Genomic DNA, 16403 nt, shown 5'->3' on the forward strand with positions numbered 1-16403 from the left:
CTCAGCCCCGCTGCCGCGCCAGCACTTCATACGCCATCACTGCGGTGGCGACCGCGGCGTTGAGGCTGTCCGCCTTGCCCAGCATCGGGATCTTGACCAGCAGGTCGCACGCGGCGGCATACTCCGCCGGCATCCCCTGCGCCTCGTTGCCGGTCAGCAGAAACGTCGGTGCTTCATAATGGGCACCGCGGTAATCGGAATTGGTGTCGAGGCTCAGCCCCACCAGCTGCCCCGGCCCGCCTCGCAGCCAGGGCAGGAACTCCGCCCATTCCGCCCGCGCCACCGGCACCGTGAACAGCGCCCCCATGCTCGCCCGCACCGCCTCGACCGAGAACGGGTCGACGCACTCGCCGATCAGGATCAGCCCGCCCGCAGCCACCGCGTCGCCGGTCCTCAGGATAGTGCCCAGATTGCCCGGATCGCGCAGCCGCTCGGCCACCAGCCAGATGCCGCTCGCGTTCCGGTCGAGCACCTCGAGCGATGTGTCCCAGGCCTCGAACACACCGACCACGGCCTGCGGATTGTCCTTGCCCGACAGCTTGGAGAGGATATCCGGATCGGTCTCGATCGCCTCGCCCCCGGCCGTCTCGACCGCGATGATGAGCTCGCGCACCAGGTCATGCCCCGCGCTGGGGCCGGCAAAGAACAACAGCACCGGCAGCCGCCCCGCCTCACGCGCCTCGGTGAGGATGCGCAGCCCCTCGGCAAGGAACTGCCCGCTCGCCCGCCGGTGCCGCTTGTCGCGCAGCTCCCGGACCTGCTTGATCAGCGGGTTGGAAAAGGCCGTGATGACGCGGGGCACTCAGTCCTCCCCGAACTTGCCCTCGACCAGCGCGGCCATCGCCTCGACCGTGCTCTCGGCACCTTCACCATCAGCGACGATGCGGATGGAGTCGCCCATCGCCGCGCCCAGCATCATCAGCCCCATGATCGACGTGCCTGTCACCTGGTCGCCGCCACCCTCCCGCTCGACCCGGACCTCGCAGGGCTGCTGCGTCGCCAGCGTCACGAACTTGGCCGAGGCGCGCGCATGCAACCCGCGCTTGTTGGTAATCAGGATCGTGCGGCTGACCTCAGTCACGCCGCCGCTTCGCCCAGCACTTCGGAGGCTACCGAGATGTACTTGCGCCCCGCCTCCCGCGCCGCGGCAACCGCGTCGGTCACCTTCATCGCCTGGCGCGCGGAGCCCAGCCGGATCAGCATCGGCAGGTTCATGCCCGCGATCACCTCGACCCGGCCGCGTTCCATCAGCGAGATGGCGAGGTTGGACGGCGTGCCCCCGAACAGGTCGGTCAGCACGATCACGCCGCGCCCGACATCGACCTCGGCGATCGCCGACGCGATGTCCTCGCGACGAGACTCCATGTCGTCCTCAGGCCCGATCGCCACCGTCGCGACCTGCTCCTGCGGGCCGACGACGTGGATCATCGCGGTGACGAACTCCTCCGCCAGCCGTCCGTGGGTCACCAGAACCAAGCCGATCATGCAGTCGTTGTTTCTCTACCTGCGCCGGTGGGACGGCGATATTCCAAGGAGTCCTGCGGCGCGGCCCGGAGGTCGCGGTGGGTCACCGTGGGCGAAAAGCCGCGCGCGCGCAACCATGCGCCGATCCGCTCGGCGACATGGACCGACCGGTGTCTCCCGCCGGTACAGCCGATCGCGACGGTGATATAGGACTTACCCTCAGCCCGATACCGCGGGAGCAGGAAGGCCACGAGCTCCTCGATCCGCCGTACCGCCTCCTCGTAGGCCGGGTCGACGGCGACATAGGCGGCGACCTCCGGATCCAAGCCGGTCCCCGGCCGCAGCGCCGGCACCCAGTGTGGATTGCGCAGGAAGCGCATGTCGAACACCAGGTCCGCGTTGCGCGGCAGCCCACGCGAGAAGCCAAAGGATAGAACCGATAGCACCGGCTCGTCGTCTCCGCCCGCGAAGCTCTCGCGCACCTGGCCGGCGAGATCGTGCGCGCTCAGCGTCGTCGTATCGATCAGCCGGTTCGCCCAATCCCGGAGCGGTGCGAGCAGCTCGCGCTCGCGGCCAATACCATCCGATGCAGGCCGATCGTCCGCCAGTGGATGCCGCCGCCGCGTCTCGGCATAGCGGCGCTCCAGCTCGGCGCCCGCGCAATCAAGGAACAACGTGCCGATCTCGAGTCCGCGTGAGCGGCTCAATTCGCCCACCCGCGCGATCACCTTGGCCGGGTCGAAGTCGCGGGTGGTGGTGCCCAACCCGAGCGCGAGTGGCCGCGGCTCCTCGTCGCCCTCCGGCGACGCGCCGAGCACCCGGCCGAGCAGCGGCAGCGGCAGGTTGTCTACCACCTCCCAGCCGAGGTCCTCGAGTGTCTTGAGCACGGTCGACTTGCCCGCACCCGACATGCCGGTGACGATCAGGATCGGCGCGCTCATGCCGGTGGCAGCTCCGGCGCCTTCAACGCCCACTCGACCTTGAGCGGCGCCGACGCGCGGAATGGATCGATCACCATCTCGCGCACCGCGATCCCGGCGATCCGCCGCAGCCGTCGCTCGGGAAAGCGTTGATCCTCGTCCGCCAGTCGCACGACCAGGGAGACCGGCGCCTCGGCGAGGTACGGCACGACCACGATCCCCAGCCCACGGACCTCGATCCGCCCCGTCATCTGCGCGGGACTGCGCGCCACCAGCCGGTCGCCGTCGCGCACCAGCAGCACGCGGTCGTCGCTGATCAACACCGCGCCGCGATCGATCAGCCTGAGCGCAAGATCGGACTTGCCCGCACCGGAGCGACCCTCGATCACCACCGCCTGCCCGTGGATCGCCACGGCGGTGGCGTGGAGCGTTTCGGACGAGAGCTGTGCCACGTCAGCCTTCCAGGATCGGGGCCTGCGTCAGCGGCAGGCGAATGACGAAGCGTGCCCCTGCGAGCCTATCCTCGCGCGACTCGACGGTGATCTGTCCCTGATGCCCCTCGACGATCGTCCGCGCAATCGCGAGGCCCAGGCCCGAATGCTGCCCGAACGCCTCGGTCGCAGGGCGGATCGACTGGAAACGCCGGAACACGTCTTCGCGCGCGTCCTCCGGCACACCGGGGCCTTCGTCCTCGACCCGCACGACCAACTCGTTGCGTTCACGCGCCGCCGCGACCGTAACCAGCCCGCCTTCGGGCGAGAAGGAGAGGGCGTTGTCGAGCAGGTTCTCGAACACCCGCTCCAGCCGCGCGCCTTCACCGAGCACCAGGAAAGGCCCGGAGCCGAGCCGGTCGAAACGGATGCGGACGCCGCGCTCCACACCGCGTTCGCCACGTTGCCCGAGCAACCCCTCCAGCATGGCAGCGACATCGACCGGCTCGAACGTCGCTCGGCTGAGCTGGGCGTCGAGGCGCGACGCTTCCGAGATGTCGGTGATCAGCCGGTCGAGCCGATGCACGTCATCGTGGACGATCTGCAGGAGCTTGGCTTGAAGTGCCGGATCCTTGACCCGGCCGAGACCATCGACGGCTGAGCGCAGCGACGCGAGAGGGTTCTTCAACTCATGCGTCACATCGGCCGCAAACGCCTCCGTCGCATCGATCCGGGCCCGCAAGGCCAGGCTCATGTCGGACAGCGCCCGCGCTAAGCTGCCGATCTCGTCGCGGCGATCCGGCAGCCGCGGCACCACGACCTCACGCGCCCGCCCGAGTCGCACCCTCACCGCCGCACGCGCCAGCCGCCGCAATGGCCGGACGATGGTACGCGCCAGGAACAACGACACCAGCACCGACACTAGGGTAACGACCAGCAGCACGACGCCGAGGCGATAGCGCTCGACGCGTACCGTCTGGGTGATGTCGCGCGCGTTGACGGTGGTCAGCACCACGCCGTCGCCGCCGATCGGCGCGGCGGCGGTTATTACGGGTGTGCGGTCGGGTGCGCGCCAGACTGTTGCAGAAACGATGCGTTGCTCGCGGGCGGTATGGGCGTCAGGCCATTCCGCGCCCAGCCGGCGTTCACGATACAGCGGCGCGCGAGGCGCGTTCACCACCGTATCGACCGTGGTGTCGAGAAAGCGCGCGATGCCCTGGCCCGTGGGGTCGCGATCCGGGTCCGCGAGCCGGAAGTTGCGCACGCCTAGTCGGCGGCTGTCCGCCACCAGCTTGCCGTCCGGCCCATATAGTCGCACCCGCACGCCGGTGTCCTGCGCCAGCCGCACCACCAGCTCGTCGCGATGCCGCGCGCCGCCGGCGGTGATCGCCTCGCCGATCAGCCGCGCCTCTCGCAACGCCTGCGCCACGCGGCTGTCGACGATGCGCGAGCGGTAGGAATCGAGATAGAAGAAGCCGCCCGCGATGAGCAGCAGCACGAAGATGTTTACCGCGAGGATGCGCCGGGTGAGTGAGATCTGCCCCGACCAGCGGAGCGCGAGATCGCCGGCCTCCGGCTCCCACTCACTCTTCGGAGAAGCGATAACCGGCGCCATAAAGGGTCTCGATGGCATCGAAGCCGGGATCGACCTGCCGGAACTTGCGCCGGAGCCGCTTGATGTGGCTGTCGATGGTGCGATCGTCGACATAGATGTCGTCCTGATAGGCCGCGTCCATCAGCTGATTGCGCGTTTTCACGATGCCCGGCCGCTGCGCCAGCGTTTCCAGGATCATGAACTCGGTGACGGTCAGCGTCACCGGCTTGCCGTCCCAGTGGGTGCGGTGGCGCGCCGGGTCCATCGCCAGGCGCCCGCGCTCGAGCGCCTCCACCGGCTCACCCTCGGCGGCTTCCGCCTCCTGCGCGCGCGCTTCGGTGCGGCGCAGGATGGCGCGGATGCGCGCGCTCACCAGCCGCGGCGAGAAGGGCTTGGCGATATAATCGTCCGCCCCCATCGCCAGGCCCAGCGCCTCGTCCAGCTCGTCGTCCTTGCTGGTCAAGAAGATCACCGGCAGCTGGCTCTTCTCGCGCAGCCGCCGCAGCAGCTCCAGCCCGTCCATGCGCGGCATCTTGATATCGAAGACGCCGAGATCGGGCGGATTGTCGATCAGCGCCCGCAGCGCAGTCTCGCCGTCCGAATAGACGCGCGTCAGGAACCCCTCTGTCTGGAGGTACACCGACAGCGAGGTCAGGATGTTGCGGTCGTCGTCGACCAGGGCGATCGTGGCCGTCATGTACGGAGCAAGGTAGGGCAAGATCGCCCGGCACTCAACGCATCGTGGTTACCGGTTTGACCGTCACCGCCGCGTCCAATAAGCGCGAACCGGATGGGGCCACGCCCAAGCACTTGGTCAGAAAAGGAACAGGGTTGAACCAGCGCATTCCCGCCACCGGGCTGGCGGAGGGTCTCGGCGGCGCCGTGAACACCGACGCCACGCTTTATTGGAACTTGACCGCGCCGGCGCTCGTCGAAGCGGCGGTGGCGCGTGGCGAGGGCAAGCTCGCGGCCGATGGTCCGTTGGTGGTCGAGACGGGGCCGCATACCGGCCGATCGGTGAAGGACCGCTTCATCGTCCGCGACGCGACCACCGAGAGCACGGTCTGGTGGGGCAAGTCGAACCAGTCCATGGAGCCCGACGCCTTTGCGCGCCTGAAGGAGGATTTCCTCGCCGCGCTGGGCGAACGCAAGGAGCTGTTCGTCCAGGACCTGTACGGCGGTTCGCAGCCTAGCCATCGCGTTCGGGTGCGGGTCATCAACGAGCTCGCCTGGCACAACCTGTTCATCCGCACGATGCTGGTCCGGCCCGAGGAAAAGGACCTGGCGGGGTTCGCGCCCGAATACACGATCATCGACCTGCCCAGCTTCCGCGCCGATCCCGCGCGCCACGGCTGCCGGTCGGAGACGGTGATCGCGGTCTCCTTCACCGATCGCCTGATCCTGATCGGCGGCACCCGCTATGGCGGCGAGATGAAGAAGTCGGTGTTTAGCCTGCTGAACTACCTGCTGCCGCCGACCGGCGTGATGCCGATGCATTGCTCCGCGAATATCGGGCCGAAGGGTGACACGGCGGTGTTCTTCGGCCTGTCCGGCACCGGCAAGACGACGCTGTCGGCCGACTCGAACCGGACGCTGATCGGCGACGACGAGCATGGCTGGTCGGACACCGCGGTCTTCAACTTCGAGGGCGGCTGCTATGCCAAGATGATCCGGCTGTCGGCCGAAGCCGAGCCGGTGATCTTCGCGACCACCAAGCGATTCGGCACCGTGCTCGAGAATGTGGTGATGGACCCCGACGCGCGGACGCTCGACCTCGACGACGCGACGCTCGCCGAGAACAGCCGTGGTCTGTACCCGATCGAGTTCATCCCGAACGCCAGCAAGGACAATCTCGGCCCCGTCCCCAAGAACATGATCTTCCTGACGGCGGACGCCTATGGGGTGATGCCGCCAATCGCAAAGCTGACGCCCGACCAGGCGATGTACCACTTCCTCTCCGGCTATACCGCGCGGGTCGCCGGCACCGAGATGGGCGTGGTCGAGCCCGATGCGACCTTCTCCACCTGCTTCGGCGCGCCGTTCATGCCGCGCCACCCCTCCGTCTACGGCAATCTGCTCAAGGAGCGGATCGCGGCCGGCGGCGTTGATTGCTGGCTGGTCAACACCGGCTGGACCGGCGGCAAATACGGCGTCGGCCACCGCATGCCGATCAAGGTCACGCGCGCGCTGCTCAGCGCGGCGCTCGACGGCAGCCTTAACGACGCCGAGATGCGCACCGATCCGAACTTCGGCTTCCAGGTTCCGGTCAGCGTTCAGGGCGTCGACTCCCAGATCCTCGACCCTCGCCGCACCTGGACCGACAAGGCCGAATATGACGCGACGGCGGCGCAGCTGGTTGATCGCTTCGTCGCAAATTTCGCGCAGTTCGAGAGCCAGGTCGACGAGGGCGTCCGCCAGGCCGCGCCACGGGTGATGCAGCCGGCCTGACGATCAGGCGGCGGACGCTAGACCAGCGTCCGCCGCACCATGTCGTCCAGCACCGTCATCGGCACCGCGCCCGTGCCGACCACCAGATCGTTGAACGCGCGCACGTCGTATCGTGCGCCCAGCCGGGTCCGCGCCGCGTCCCGCATCCGGTTGATCTCGCTGTGCCCGACCTTGTACGCGCACGCCTGACCCGGCCACGAGCAATAGCGGTCAACCTCGCTGGCGACCTCACCCGGCTCCTGCCCATTGGCCTCAGCGAACCAGGCGATCGCCTGCGCCCGCGTCCAGCGCCTCGCATGGAGGCCGGTGTCCACCACCAGCCGGCAGGCGCGGAACGCCATCGCCTGCAGATAGCCGAGCCGCGCCACGGTATCGTCGGCATAGACGCCGAGCTCGTCCGCCAGCTGTTCGGCATAGAGCGCCCAGCCCTCGCCATAGGCGCTGAACGACAGCAGCGAGCGGATCAGCGGCAGCCGGTGGCTGTACTCGCCCTGCCAGACATGGCCTGGGATCGCCTCGTGATATGTGGTCGACGCGATCGCAAATTGCGGCCAGCGCGCGGTGGTCGACAGGTTCATCCAGTATTTGCCCGGGATCGTCCCGTCGATAGAACCCGCCCCGCCATAGGCACCCGCGGCACCCGGCTCTTCCGCCAGCGGCACTCGGAGCACCTCGACATTCCCCTGAACCGGATTTGCGAAAGCGCGCGGCATCAGCGGCCGGATCGCGTCGATCCGCGCCCGCGCATAGGCTAGCACCTGCGCCCGCCCGGCGTCGGTCTCCGGAAATAGGTATTTGGGATCGCGACCCAGCGCCGCCATCCGCGCGCCGACGCTGCCCTGCGTAAGCCCAAGCCGCCGCAGGATCGCGTCCATCTGCGCCTGATAGCGTTTGAGCTCGTCCAAGCCCTGCGCGTGGATCTCTTCGGGTGTCCGCGTGCTCGTCGTCGCCGCGCCCAGCGCCCAACGATAATAGGCATCGCCATCGGGCAGCCGCCACACGCCCGCATCCTGTCCGGCGCGCCTGCGCTGCGCCTTCAACGCCGCGATCTGCCGGTCGAATGCGGGGACGATGGCGGCCCGCGCGATCTCGACTGCGCGGGCACCCTCCGCCGGGTACTTCGCGGCCAATCGCGCGATCCACGGCCACTTCGCAGGATCGCCACCGCGCGCGCCCGTCAGCTGCGGGATTGCCTTGTCGAGCAGGAAGGCCGGAGGGATCACCCCGCGTGCCGTCGCCGCCTGCAGCCGCTCGGTTTCACCGTCCAGCGCCGCCGCATAGCCGCCCACCCGAGCAAGGTACGCAGCCGCATCGGCCGGGCTGTCGAGCTTCTGCGTCGACTCGAGCAGTCGCGGCATGTCGATGAACGCGCCGACATTCTGGATCACGACATAGGGCGAGTTGCGCCACTCGCCGACCGCGACATCGCCACAGGGGAAGGCAAAGCCCTTCAACGCGGTGTCGAACGAGGTCCGCACCACCTCCAGATGCACCCGCTCGGCCGGCGCGACCGACGCCATGTCGAGCCGGTCGATCTCACGCAACCGCCGCCGCAATTGATCGGCGATCGCGCGCTGCCCGGCGGTGCTGCGATCCACCAGGCTGCCGCGCAGCGCCGCCCGCGCTCCAGTGTCGATCCCTAGGTCGGATGCACGCTCCGGGAACAGTCGCAGCAGGTCGTCGGTGATTGCCTCTAGCAGCGCCGACGCGGGCCTCGCCGGTTGCGCCATCAGCCTGGGGGCGAGAGCGGCCGACAGCCCTGCGCCCATGACCGTACGCCGCGTAAGCTCCATGCCAAATCCACTTCTAGTCATCGTGTTGTTCGAGCAGGCGTCCACGAAGCTCACCTGCGAGCCATCGGAGCCAGTCGCGGGCCTCATCGTCATTCTGTCCGATGGTGATGTCGGGGCGGAAGGCGCGCTCAAAAGCGGCAAGCAGATCGCTTGGGTGATCTTTTAGGAAATCGTCGGCCTCCGCCGCTGTCGCGCGCACGACGGACGGATCGGTGGTGCTGACGAAGTTGGCAACCACGCCACTCAAGCTGTCCTGCTCCAAGTCCCAATCCTGGTGGAAGTACCCACCAAGCATGGCTGATAATTCGGGATACGACATTACGCCTCTCAGGGAATCGGGAAAGCCGTCAGGACGTAATAAAGACGGCCATTCGCCACCTGCTTCCGCAGAACCACGCGCACGCTGTTCACTCGCGTCAGCTGGCCCGTAGCGCGGACGACGCCGCTGCCGGCATTGGCGAATGGGCCGACGAACGCTCGCGTGGCGCCTGGCGTGGCGGTTCCCGCCCAGGCGGCGATCGCCTGACTGTTCGCCGAAGAACGGAACCCACCGCGCGTTCGGCATGTGCTAGGTAGCGAAGGTCGAGGCGGCGGGGATGGTTGACTGGCTCGCCAGTTGTGCGTGTAGCTGTGCCTCGGTGCGGCCGACATGGCGGGCGATCGTGTGTCCACCTGCGGCCTCCTGAGCAGCTAGGCTCAGACGGCCGCCACGAATTGCCGCCACCCGCGCAGCCGCCAGTCCGCCCGAGACCGCAAGCGGTACGAGGATGTCAACGCCATCGCCGATCCGTTCGGCGGTAGCCGGGTCAACGCCCAGCCGCTCCGCTAGCGCGGTGGTCGCATCGCTGGTCATGCTGTCGGTGCCGAGCCCGCTGATCGCTTGACGGACGCCTGCTTGGAAGCCGTCGATGCCGTGGACCGCCAGGGCGCCACCGCCGACCTTGGTGACCATGGTTGGCTCCGGCACCACCAGCATAGCACCGCCGCCCAGAACTTCGACGGCACCGAAGATCGCGCGGGCCGCACCCCAGCCGCGGGCTGCGAAGCTCGGCTGCTCCAACGTACCGTTCGCCAGCACCGCGGCCAATTGCGGCGGCGTCGGCACGATCCGCAGGCCGTCTTCGTCAGGCATCGCTTGCGACTCCGCGCGTGGCACCGCGCCCGGTTAGCATTGCTCGTCTTCGCGCACCAACCGGCTTGGTTGGCGACGCTTTAAGCAGCGGTGGCGGCGCGGCCCGGCAACACGCAAATTGCGCCTGCGCCATCCGCTAGCTAAGGGCCGGCATGGACATTCGCCTCGGCCTCACCTTTGATGATGTGTTGCTCGTGCCGGCGGAGTCGGAGGTGCTGCCGAGCATGGCCGACACTCGCACCCAGCTGACCCGCGGCATCGCGCTCAACATCCCGATCATCTCGTCGGCGATGGACACGGTGACGGAAGGCCAGATGGCGATCGCGATGGCGCAGCTCGGCGGCATCGGCGTGCTCCACCGCAACCTGTCGGTGGAAGAACAGGTCGCTGCCGTCCGTCAGGTCAAGCGCTACGAATCGGGCATGGTGGTCAACCCGATCACCATCGCGCCCGACGCGACGCTGGCCGACGCGCAGGGGCTGATGACGCGCAATCGGATCAGCGGCATCCCGGTGGTGGAGGCGGACGGCAAGCTGGTCGGCATCCTCACCAACCGCGACGTCCGCTTCGCCGAGCATCCGGGCCAGCCCGTCGCCGAGCTGATGACCCACGACAACCTCGCCACCGTGTCGGTTGGCGTCGGTCAGGAGGAGGCCCGCCGTCTGCTCCACCAGCGCAGGATCGAGAAGCTGCTGGTGGTGGATGAGGCCTATCGCTGCGTCGGCCTCATTACCGTCAAGGACATCGAAAAGGCGGTCACCTATCCCTCGGCGACCAAGGACGCGGCCGGGCGCCTTCGCGTGGCGGCGGCGACGACGGTGGGCGATGCCGGTTTCGACCGCACCGAGGCGCTGGTCGACGCCGAGTGCGACCTGATCGTCATCGACACCGCCCACGGCCATAACCGCGACGTCGCGCGCGCGGTGGAGCGCGTGAAAAAGCTCTCCAATTCGGTCCAGGTCGTCGCCGGCAACGTCGCCACCGCGGAGGCGACGCGGGCGCTGGCGGATGCGGGCGCGGACGCGGTCAAGGTCGGCATCGGCCCTGGCTCGATCTGCACCACCCGCGTCGTCGCCGGCGTCGGCGTGCCGCAGCTCACCGCCGTGCTCGAATGCGCCGAGGCCGGGCGCGCCGTCGGCGTGCCGGTAATCGCCGACGGCGGCATCCGCACCAGCGGCGACATCGCCAAGGCGCTGGCGGCGGGTGCCTCCACCGTAATGATCGGCTCACTGCTCGCCGGCACCGACGAGGCGCCGGGGGAGACCTTCCTGTACCAGGGCCGCGCCTACAAATCCTATCGCGGCATGGGGTCGGTCGGCGCAATGGGCCGCGGCTCCGCCGACCGCTATTTCCAGGGCGACGTGCGCGACCAGATGAAGCTGGTCCCGGAGGGAATCGAGGGGCAGGTGCCGTTCAAGGGGCCGGCGCGCGAGGTCGTCCACCAGCTGGTCGGCGGCGTGAAGGCGGCGATGGGCTATACCGGTTCCGCCACGCTCGCGGCCCTGCGCGAGCGGGCGAGGTTCGTCCAAATTACTGGCGCTGGGCTGATGGAAAGCCATGTCCACGACGTGACGATCACAAGGGAAGCGCCGAACTACCCGACACGTTAGTCATTGCTGTCCTACAAGCGCGCGACATGCCATGCGGCGATCATGCCCGGTCAGCCTTATCATGAGTCCTCGACCCATCCCTATGGCTGGTCGACTGGCCGACGTTTCGCGGTGACGTGACGTGAAGATCGTGAACTTCCGATGACACCTCCCGCCCGCACCCAGGCCGCGATCGAGTTGCTCGACGCCATCATCGCAGCCGCGCGAGAGGGTGGCGCGGCCGCGGATACGTTAATTCAGCGCTATTTCGCCACGCGCCGCTACGCCGGCTCCAAGGACCGCCGCGCCGTTCGCGAGCTCGTCTACGCTGCGATCCGCGCCGCGGGCGAACGACCGGGGGGCGGCCGCGCCGCGATGCTGCTGCTCGCCGACCGCGACGCGGGCATCGCCGCGACCTTCGACGGTGAGGGCCATGGACCGCCTCCGATCCACCCCGACGAGCCGAAGGCCAAGGCGGGTGTGGTGCCGATCTGGCTGGGCAAGCGCCTGACCGCGTCGGGCATCGGCCGCGCCGAACAGGAGGCGCTGGTGGCCCGCGCGCCGCTCGACCTGCGCGTCAACACGCTGTTGGCCAGTCCGGCGGAGGTCGCAGCGGAGACCGGCGGGGAGCTGATCCCGGGCCTCCCCGCCGGTGTGCGCCTGCCGACGGGCACTGACGTGTCGGCTTTGGCGGGCCGTGCCGAGATACAGGACGCCGGCAGCCAGGTCGTCACGCTCGCTGCGCGGGCCCGGCGCGGGCAGAACGTCATCGACCTGTGCGCCGGCGCTGGCGGCAAGTCGCTGGCCCTCGCCGCCGTCATGGACAACGACGGCGCGATCATCGCCACCGATACCGATCGCGGCCGTCTGTCCCACCTGTTGCCACGCGCGGAGCGGGCAGGGGCGAGCATCATCGCCACGCGGCTCCTCGACCCCGGCCATGAACTGAGCACGCTGACGGATGTGCGTGGCCGGGCCGATACGGTTCTGATCGATGCGCCCTGCTCGGGCAGTGGCACTTGGCGGCGAAACCCGGAAGCGCGCTGGCGGCTCACCCCCGATCGCATCGAGCGCCTCGTCGCCACGCAGGCGCGGCTGATCGGCATCGGCGCGGCATTGGTGCGGCCGGGCGGTGCGCTGGTGTTCATCGTTTGCTCGCTGCTTGACGAGGAGGGCAGGGGCCAGGTGGCCGCCTTCCTTGCGGATCGCCCGGACTGGGCCGCCGATCCGCTCGACCTGCCGGCCGGGCGAGCTCATGGCGACGGTTGGCGACTGGACCCGGCGCACGACGGCACCGACGGCTTTTTTGTCGCGCGCCTCCTGGCCCCATGCTAGCGGTGTTTGGGTGGGGCCTCGTCTGGAGCTGATCATGCGTTACATGCCCGTCGCCGTCGCCGCCTCGTTGGCGCTGGTGTCGATCTCCACCTCGTTGCAGGGCCAGCGCGCCGCACCGCCGATCGATCCCCGCTCGCTGCAACTGCTCGCGGACGGCCGGGCTGCGCGCGCCGCGGGTGATCTCAACGGCGCGGTCGACGCGTTCGAGACTGCGGTCGCGGTTGATCCGCGCAATCGCGCGGCGTTCGTGGCGCTGGCCGATGCGGCCGAGGCCCGCGGGCTGCCGGGCAAGGCGATCCGCCTCTACCGCGAGGCGCTGCTGCTCGACCCGAACGACGTGACCGCGCTCGCCGGGCAAGGCGAGGCGCTGGTCGCCAAGGGGGCGGTCAATCGCGCGCGGGAGAACCTCGCCAAGGTGCGCGCGCTGTGCAAGACCGGCTGCGCGCCGGCTACCCAGCTCGCCGCCGCAATCGCCAAGGGTCCGCCCGTCGCCACCGCGCAGGTGACCCCAAAGCCGACGACCCAGACGCCCTAGTCGGCGCTGCTACTAGCGAGCGTCCTCAAGCCGCGGGCGAGCGCCACCCACTCGGCGACGGTGACGGTCTCCGCCCGCCGCGCCGGGTCGATCCCCAGCGCCTCCGCCGTGCCGAGCGCGCCCGGCACGCCTTTCAGGCTCTGGCGCAGCATCTTGCGCCGCTGCCCGAACGCCGCTGCCGTGAGTCGCTCCAGATCGCGCACCTCCACCCCGGCCGGCGCTTCCACAGGCACGATATGCACCACCGCCGACATGACCTTGGGCGGCGGCGTGAAGGCGGAGCGATGCACCGGCATCGCGATCCGCGCGGTCGAGCGCCATTGCGCAAGCACCGCCAGCCTGCCGTAGGCGTCGTCGCCGGCGCCTGCGACGATCCGTTCGGCGACCTCCTTCTGGAACATCAGCGTCGCCGATGCCCACCAAGGCGGCCAGTCCGCGGTCAGCCATCCGACCAGCAGCGCGGTCCCAACATTATAGGGCAGATTCGAGACGATATGCGGGCGCGAGCCGAATTGCGCCGACAGCTCGACGGTGAGCGCATCGCCCTCGATCACCCTCAACCGTCCGGGATAAGCCTCGCCCAGTTCCGCCAGCGCCGGCATGCACCGCCGGTCGCGCTCTACCGCAGTCACCCGCGCACCTGCCGCCAATAACGCCCGTGTTAGCCCGCCCGGCCCCGGCCCGACCTCCAACACCTCTGCGTCGGTGAGATCGCCCGGCACCGCCGCGATGCGCGCAAGCAGCTGGCCGTCGAACAGGAAGTTCTGTCCTAACGCCTTGCTCGCCTGCAGCCCATGTCGCGCCACCACGTCACGCAAGGGCGGTAGCTCAGCCAAGCCGACGCCCAGCCATCTCGCCCGCCATCGCGATCGCCGCGATCATCGCGCCGGGCTCCGCCACATCCTTGCCGGCGATATCAAAGGCGGTGCCGTGATCGGGCGAGGTCCGCACGATCGGCAGCCCCAGCGTGACGTTCACCCCTTCATCGAAGTGGATCGTCTTCAACGGGATCAGTGCCTGGTCGTGGGTCGGACACAGCACCGCGTCGTAGCGCGCCCGGGCGCGCGGGTGGAACAGCGTGTCCGCGGCGTGCGGCCCGCTCGCGTCAATGCCCTCGGCGCGCAGCTCGGCGATCGCGGGCACCATCGCGTCGATCTCCTCGCGACCGATCGTGCCGCTTTCGCCGGCATGAGGATTGAGGCCGGCAAAGGCGAGCCGCGGTGCCGCGATGCCGAAGCTCCGCTGCAAGCCGCGCGCCGTCGCGCGTCCCTTCGCCACGATCAGCTCGCATGTCATCAGGCGGGATACGTCCGCCAGCGGCACATGGCCGGTGATCGGTACCACCCGCAGGCTCGGTCCCGCCAGCATCATCACCGCGTTGCGCGCGGTCACGCCGCACCGTTCCGCCACGAACTCGGTTTGGCCCGGATGGGTAAAGCCGACGGCATAGAGCGCCGCCTTCGAGACCGGGCCCGTCACCAGCGCGCTGGCCGCACCCTGGCGTACCAGTCCGACCGCCATCTCCAGCGCCTGCAAAGCGCTGCCGGCGCCGGCTTCGTCAGGTGAGCCGGGCGTACGGACACCCGTCTCGCCCGTGCTGAGCACCGGCAGTGCCCGGCCGAACGCGGCCAGTCCTTGCTCCAGCGTCTCCACGACCGCGACCGGCCCGGACCAGACTGCGCGCACCGCGGCGGCATCGCCGATCATCACAAACGGCGGCAACACACTGCGCGCGCCCCACGCCTTGGCGACGATCTCCGGCCCGATCCCGGCGGGATCGCCCATCGAGACCGCAACCGGCGTCACATCAGCGATAATCAACCACCGCGTCGCGGCGCAGGTCGCGCAGCTTCTGCTGCGCGCGCAGGTTCACCCGCGTCTGCTCCAGTTGGTTCTGCACTTGGTCCGCGCGCGGCAGCGTCGCGGTGCGCGCGTCGTCGCGTCCGCACAGCACAAGCGCCCGCACGCCCTCGTCCGGTGAACCGAACGGCGGCGTCGCCTGGCCGATCTGCAGCTTCAGCACAATCTCCTGCAACTGCGGTGGCAGAGCGCGGACCTGCACCGTGTCATTGTCCACCACCTCGGCCCCGAGCGAGGCGCCCACCTTATCGGCGGTGCCGCAGCCCTGCAGCGACTTCAACCCGTTGGCGAAGGTCGCGGCACGCGCGGTCGCCTCGGCCTGGGTCAGACCGGGCGGAAACTTGATCGTCAGCTGCTTCAGGCTCAGCTTCGCGTCGCGCGGATCGGCGGTCAGCACCTGACGCTTGTCGGTCAGGTACAGTATCGAAAAGCCTCCCGACGTCTGAATTGGTCCGGCGACCTGGCCGACCTGCATCTCCTGCGCCGCCTGCGCGAGCTCGGGCGGCAGCACCGCGGCCCGCACCCAGCCCAGGTCGCCGCCCTGGCCGCGCAGGGTGGTCTCGGTGTTCTGGCGCGCCAGCACCTCGAACGGCACCTGCCCCTTGCCCAGCTCCTGGATCAGCGTCCGCGCCTTGGCGAACACCTGCTGCTCGTTTGCGGGCGTGGCGTTGAGGAAGATCTCCTTGAGGTTGTACTCCTGCGTCCCCTGCGCCGCCTGCAGGCGGCCGAGGATACCCTTCACCTCCTGCTCGCTAACGTTGACGAACGGCTCGACCCGGCGACGCAGATACCGCTGCCATGCCAGCTCCGCCTCGATCTCACGCTTCAGCGACCGCTCGGACGATCCGGCGGCGGTCAGCAGCGCCGGGATCTTGTCGGGCGTGGTCTTGAAGCTGGCCTGCGCGGTCCGAGCATAAGCCTGGGTGATCTCGGCCGGGGTAACGGTGATCTCGGCGGTCTTCGCCTCCTGGATCTGCAGCGTCTCGTCGATCAGCTGGCGCAGGATCTGCAGCCGCAGCCGGTCACGCTCCTCGCCGGTAATGCGGCTGACGGGTACGTTGTTGAATAGCGCGATCAGCGCCATCCGATGATCCACATCGGTACCGGTGATGACGGTGTCGTTGACGATCGCGGTCGGCTTGCGGACATTGGGGTCGAGCTTGCCGAAAATCTGCAGATTTGCCGGAATGTCGAGACCCGTTTCGGGAACGCTGGTGTCCTTCACGGTCTGCGCGGTGCCCGCCACCGCCAGCGCAGCCACCGCCGCGCCGATCACCGATCGCCTGAAAACGCTAGTCACTT

18 protein-coding genes are annotated in these 16403 nt (G+C 68.9%); 4 read left to right on the top strand and 14 right to left on the bottom strand.

All coding sequences use genetic code 11. The features are described 5' to 3' along the window. Position 1 precedes the first annotated feature (1 nt). Genes VFQ64_RS09155 through VFQ64_RS09185 form a run of 7 tightly spaced genes read right to left on the bottom strand, consistent with a single transcriptional unit; the run spans position 2 to position 5106 of the window. A complete protein-coding gene (locus VFQ64_RS09155; RefSeq protein WP_325102980.1) occupies positions 2-802 on the bottom strand; it encodes an RNA methyltransferase in 801 nt (266 codons plus the stop codon). Beyond that, complete coding sequence (locus VFQ64_RS09160; protein ID WP_325102981.1) at positions 803-1081, bottom strand: HPr family phosphocarrier protein; 279 nt, start codon at positions 1079-1081, stop codon at positions 803-805. Next, positions 1078-1485: a PTS sugar transporter subunit IIA gene (locus tag VFQ64_RS09165; RefSeq protein WP_325102982.1), complete on the bottom strand. Its 408-nt coding sequence runs from the start codon at positions 1483-1485 to the stop codon at positions 1078-1080. The genes VFQ64_RS09160 and VFQ64_RS09165 overlap by 4 nt, the downstream gene beginning before the upstream one ends. Continuing rightward, positions 1482-2405 carry an RNase adapter RapZ gene (gene rapZ / locus VFQ64_RS09170; protein ID WP_325102983.1) on the bottom strand — a complete coding sequence of 308 codons (924 nt, stop codon included), beginning with the start codon at positions 2403-2405 and terminating at the stop codon, positions 1482-1484. The genes VFQ64_RS09165 and rapZ overlap by 4 nt, the downstream gene beginning before the upstream one ends. Continuing rightward, a complete protein-coding gene (locus VFQ64_RS09175) occupies positions 2402-2836 on the bottom strand; it encodes an aldolase (protein WP_325102984.1) in 435 nt (144 codons plus the stop codon). The genes rapZ and VFQ64_RS09175 overlap by 4 nt, the downstream gene beginning before the upstream one ends. Before the next feature lies 1 nt (position 2837). After that, positions 2838-4430 (bottom strand): sensor histidine kinase, encoded by a 1593-nt coding sequence (locus VFQ64_RS09180; RefSeq protein ID WP_325102985.1) that lies wholly within the window; start codon positions 4428-4430, stop codon positions 2838-2840. After that, the gene (locus tag VFQ64_RS09185) at positions 4399-5106 is read right to left on the bottom strand and encodes a response regulator transcription factor (RefSeq protein ID WP_325102986.1); all 708 of its coding nucleotides are present in this window, start codon (positions 5104-5106) and stop codon (positions 4399-4401) included. The genes VFQ64_RS09180 and VFQ64_RS09185 overlap by 32 nt, the downstream gene beginning before the upstream one ends. Positions 5107-5240: 134 nt before the next feature. Between VFQ64_RS09185 and VFQ64_RS09190 the strand changes: the two genes are divergently transcribed. Beyond that, positions 5241-6857, top strand: coding sequence for a phosphoenolpyruvate carboxykinase (locus tag VFQ64_RS09190; RefSeq protein ID WP_325102987.1), 1617 nt, complete (start codon positions 5241-5243; stop codon positions 6855-6857). A gap of 17 nt (positions 6858-6874) precedes the next feature. Here VFQ64_RS09190 and VFQ64_RS09195 read toward each other — a convergent pair whose 3' ends face one another. Genes VFQ64_RS09195 through VFQ64_RS09205 form a run of 4 tightly spaced genes read right to left on the bottom strand, consistent with a single transcriptional unit; the run spans position 6875 to position 9782 of the window. Beyond that, positions 6875-8650, bottom strand: a complete 1776-nt coding sequence (locus VFQ64_RS09195; protein ID WP_325102988.1) for a DUF885 domain-containing protein — start codon at positions 8648-8650, stop codon at positions 6875-6877. 13 nt (positions 8651-8663) lie between these two features. Further along, positions 8664-8969: a contact-dependent growth inhibition system immunity protein gene (locus VFQ64_RS15605; protein ID WP_414712882.1), complete on the bottom strand. Its 306-nt coding sequence runs from the start codon at positions 8967-8969 to the stop codon at positions 8664-8666. An 8-nt stretch (positions 8970-8977) separates the two neighbouring features. Next, the gene (locus tag VFQ64_RS15610) at positions 8978-9301 is read right to left on the bottom strand and encodes an RNase A-like domain-containing protein (protein WP_414712883.1); all 324 of its coding nucleotides are present in this window, start codon (positions 9299-9301) and stop codon (positions 8978-8980) included. After that, the gene (locus VFQ64_RS09205) at positions 9219-9782 is read right to left on the bottom strand and encodes an RNase A-like domain-containing protein (protein ID WP_325102990.1); all 564 of its coding nucleotides are present in this window, start codon (positions 9780-9782) and stop codon (positions 9219-9221) included. Before VFQ64_RS09205 ends, VFQ64_RS15610 begins: the two co-directional genes overlap by 83 nt. A gap of 152 nt (positions 9783-9934) precedes the next feature. On the opposite strand from VFQ64_RS09205, the gene guaB reads away from it, so the two are divergent. From guaB to VFQ64_RS09220, 3 genes are all read left to right on the top strand, one after another. Continuing rightward, a complete protein-coding gene (guaB, locus tag VFQ64_RS09210) occupies positions 9935-11392 on the top strand; it encodes an IMP dehydrogenase (RefSeq protein ID WP_325102991.1) in 1458 nt (485 codons plus the stop codon). 141 nt (positions 11393-11533) lie between these two features. Next, on the top strand, positions 11534-12706 hold the full coding sequence (locus VFQ64_RS09215; protein ID WP_325102992.1) for an RsmB/NOP family class I SAM-dependent RNA methyltransferase: 1173 nt from the start codon (positions 11534-11536) through the stop codon (positions 12704-12706). Between the two features lie 34 nt (positions 12707-12740). After that, positions 12741-13241: a tetratricopeptide repeat protein gene (locus tag VFQ64_RS09220; RefSeq protein WP_325102993.1), complete on the top strand. Its 501-nt coding sequence runs from the start codon at positions 12741-12743 to the stop codon at positions 13239-13241. Here the strand turns inward: VFQ64_RS09220 and rsmA are convergent. Genes rsmA through VFQ64_RS09235 form a run of 3 tightly spaced genes read right to left on the bottom strand, consistent with a single transcriptional unit; the run spans position 13238 to position 16401 of the window. Continuing rightward, positions 13238-14077 (bottom strand): 16S rRNA (adenine(1518)-N(6)/adenine(1519)-N(6))-dimethyltransferase RsmA, encoded by an 840-nt coding sequence (gene rsmA, locus VFQ64_RS09225; RefSeq protein WP_325102994.1) that lies wholly within the window; start codon positions 14075-14077, stop codon positions 13238-13240. The two genes, VFQ64_RS09220 and rsmA, sit on opposite strands and share 4 nt — an antisense overlap. After that, complete coding sequence (gene pdxA / locus VFQ64_RS09230; protein WP_414712884.1) at positions 14070-15062, bottom strand: 4-hydroxythreonine-4-phosphate dehydrogenase PdxA; 993 nt, start codon at positions 15060-15062, stop codon at positions 14070-14072. The genes rsmA and pdxA overlap by 8 nt, the downstream gene beginning before the upstream one ends. Beyond that, complete coding sequence (locus tag VFQ64_RS09235) at positions 15049-16401, bottom strand: peptidylprolyl isomerase (RefSeq protein ID WP_325102995.1); 1353 nt, start codon at positions 16399-16401, stop codon at positions 15049-15051. Before VFQ64_RS09235 ends, pdxA begins: the two co-directional genes overlap by 14 nt. Positions 16402-16403: the final 2 nt, after the last annotated feature.

Source organism: Sphingomonas sp., assembly GCF_035714405.1.
In the GTDB taxonomy this organism is placed as follows: Bacteria; Pseudomonadota; Alphaproteobacteria; order Sphingomonadales; family Sphingomonadaceae; genus Sphingomonas.

Coding starts and splice junctions, on each gene's coding strand:
- VFQ64_RS09165 (WP_325102982.1), bottom strand. CDS start 1,485: ATGATCGGCTTGGTTCTGGTGACCCACGGACGGCTGGCGGAGGAGTTC.
- rapZ (WP_325102983.1), bottom strand. CDS start 2,405: ATGAGCGCGCCGATCCTGATCGTCACCGGCATGTCGGGTGCGGGCAAG.
- VFQ64_RS09180 (WP_325102985.1), bottom strand. CDS start 4,430: ATGGCGCCGGTTATCGCTTCTCCGAAGAGTGAGTGGGAGCCGGAGGCC.
- VFQ64_RS09185 (WP_325102986.1), bottom strand. CDS start 5,106: ATGACGGCCACGATCGCCCTGGTCGACGACGACCGCAACATCCTGACC.
- VFQ64_RS09195 (WP_325102988.1), bottom strand. CDS start 8,650: ATGGAGCTTACGCGGCGTACGGTCATGGGCGCAGGGCTGTCGGCCGCT.
- VFQ64_RS15605 (WP_414712882.1), bottom strand. CDS start 8,969: ATGTCGTATCCCGAATTATCAGCCATGCTTGGTGGGTACTTCCACCAG.
- VFQ64_RS15610 (WP_414712883.1), bottom strand. CDS start 9,301: ATGTCGGCCGCACCGAGGCACAGCTACACGCACAACTGGCGAGCCAGT.
- VFQ64_RS09205 (WP_325102990.1), bottom strand. CDS start 9,782: ATGCCTGACGAAGACGGCCTGCGGATCGTGCCGACGCCGCCGCAATTG.
- guaB (WP_325102991.1), top strand. CDS start 9,935: ATGGACATTCGCCTCGGCCTCACCTTTGATGATGTGTTGCTCGTGCCG.
- VFQ64_RS09215 (WP_325102992.1), top strand. CDS start 11,534: ATGACACCTCCCGCCCGCACCCAGGCCGCGATCGAGTTGCTCGACGCC.
- VFQ64_RS09220 (WP_325102993.1), top strand. CDS start 12,741: ATGCGTTACATGCCCGTCGCCGTCGCCGCCTCGTTGGCGCTGGTGTCG.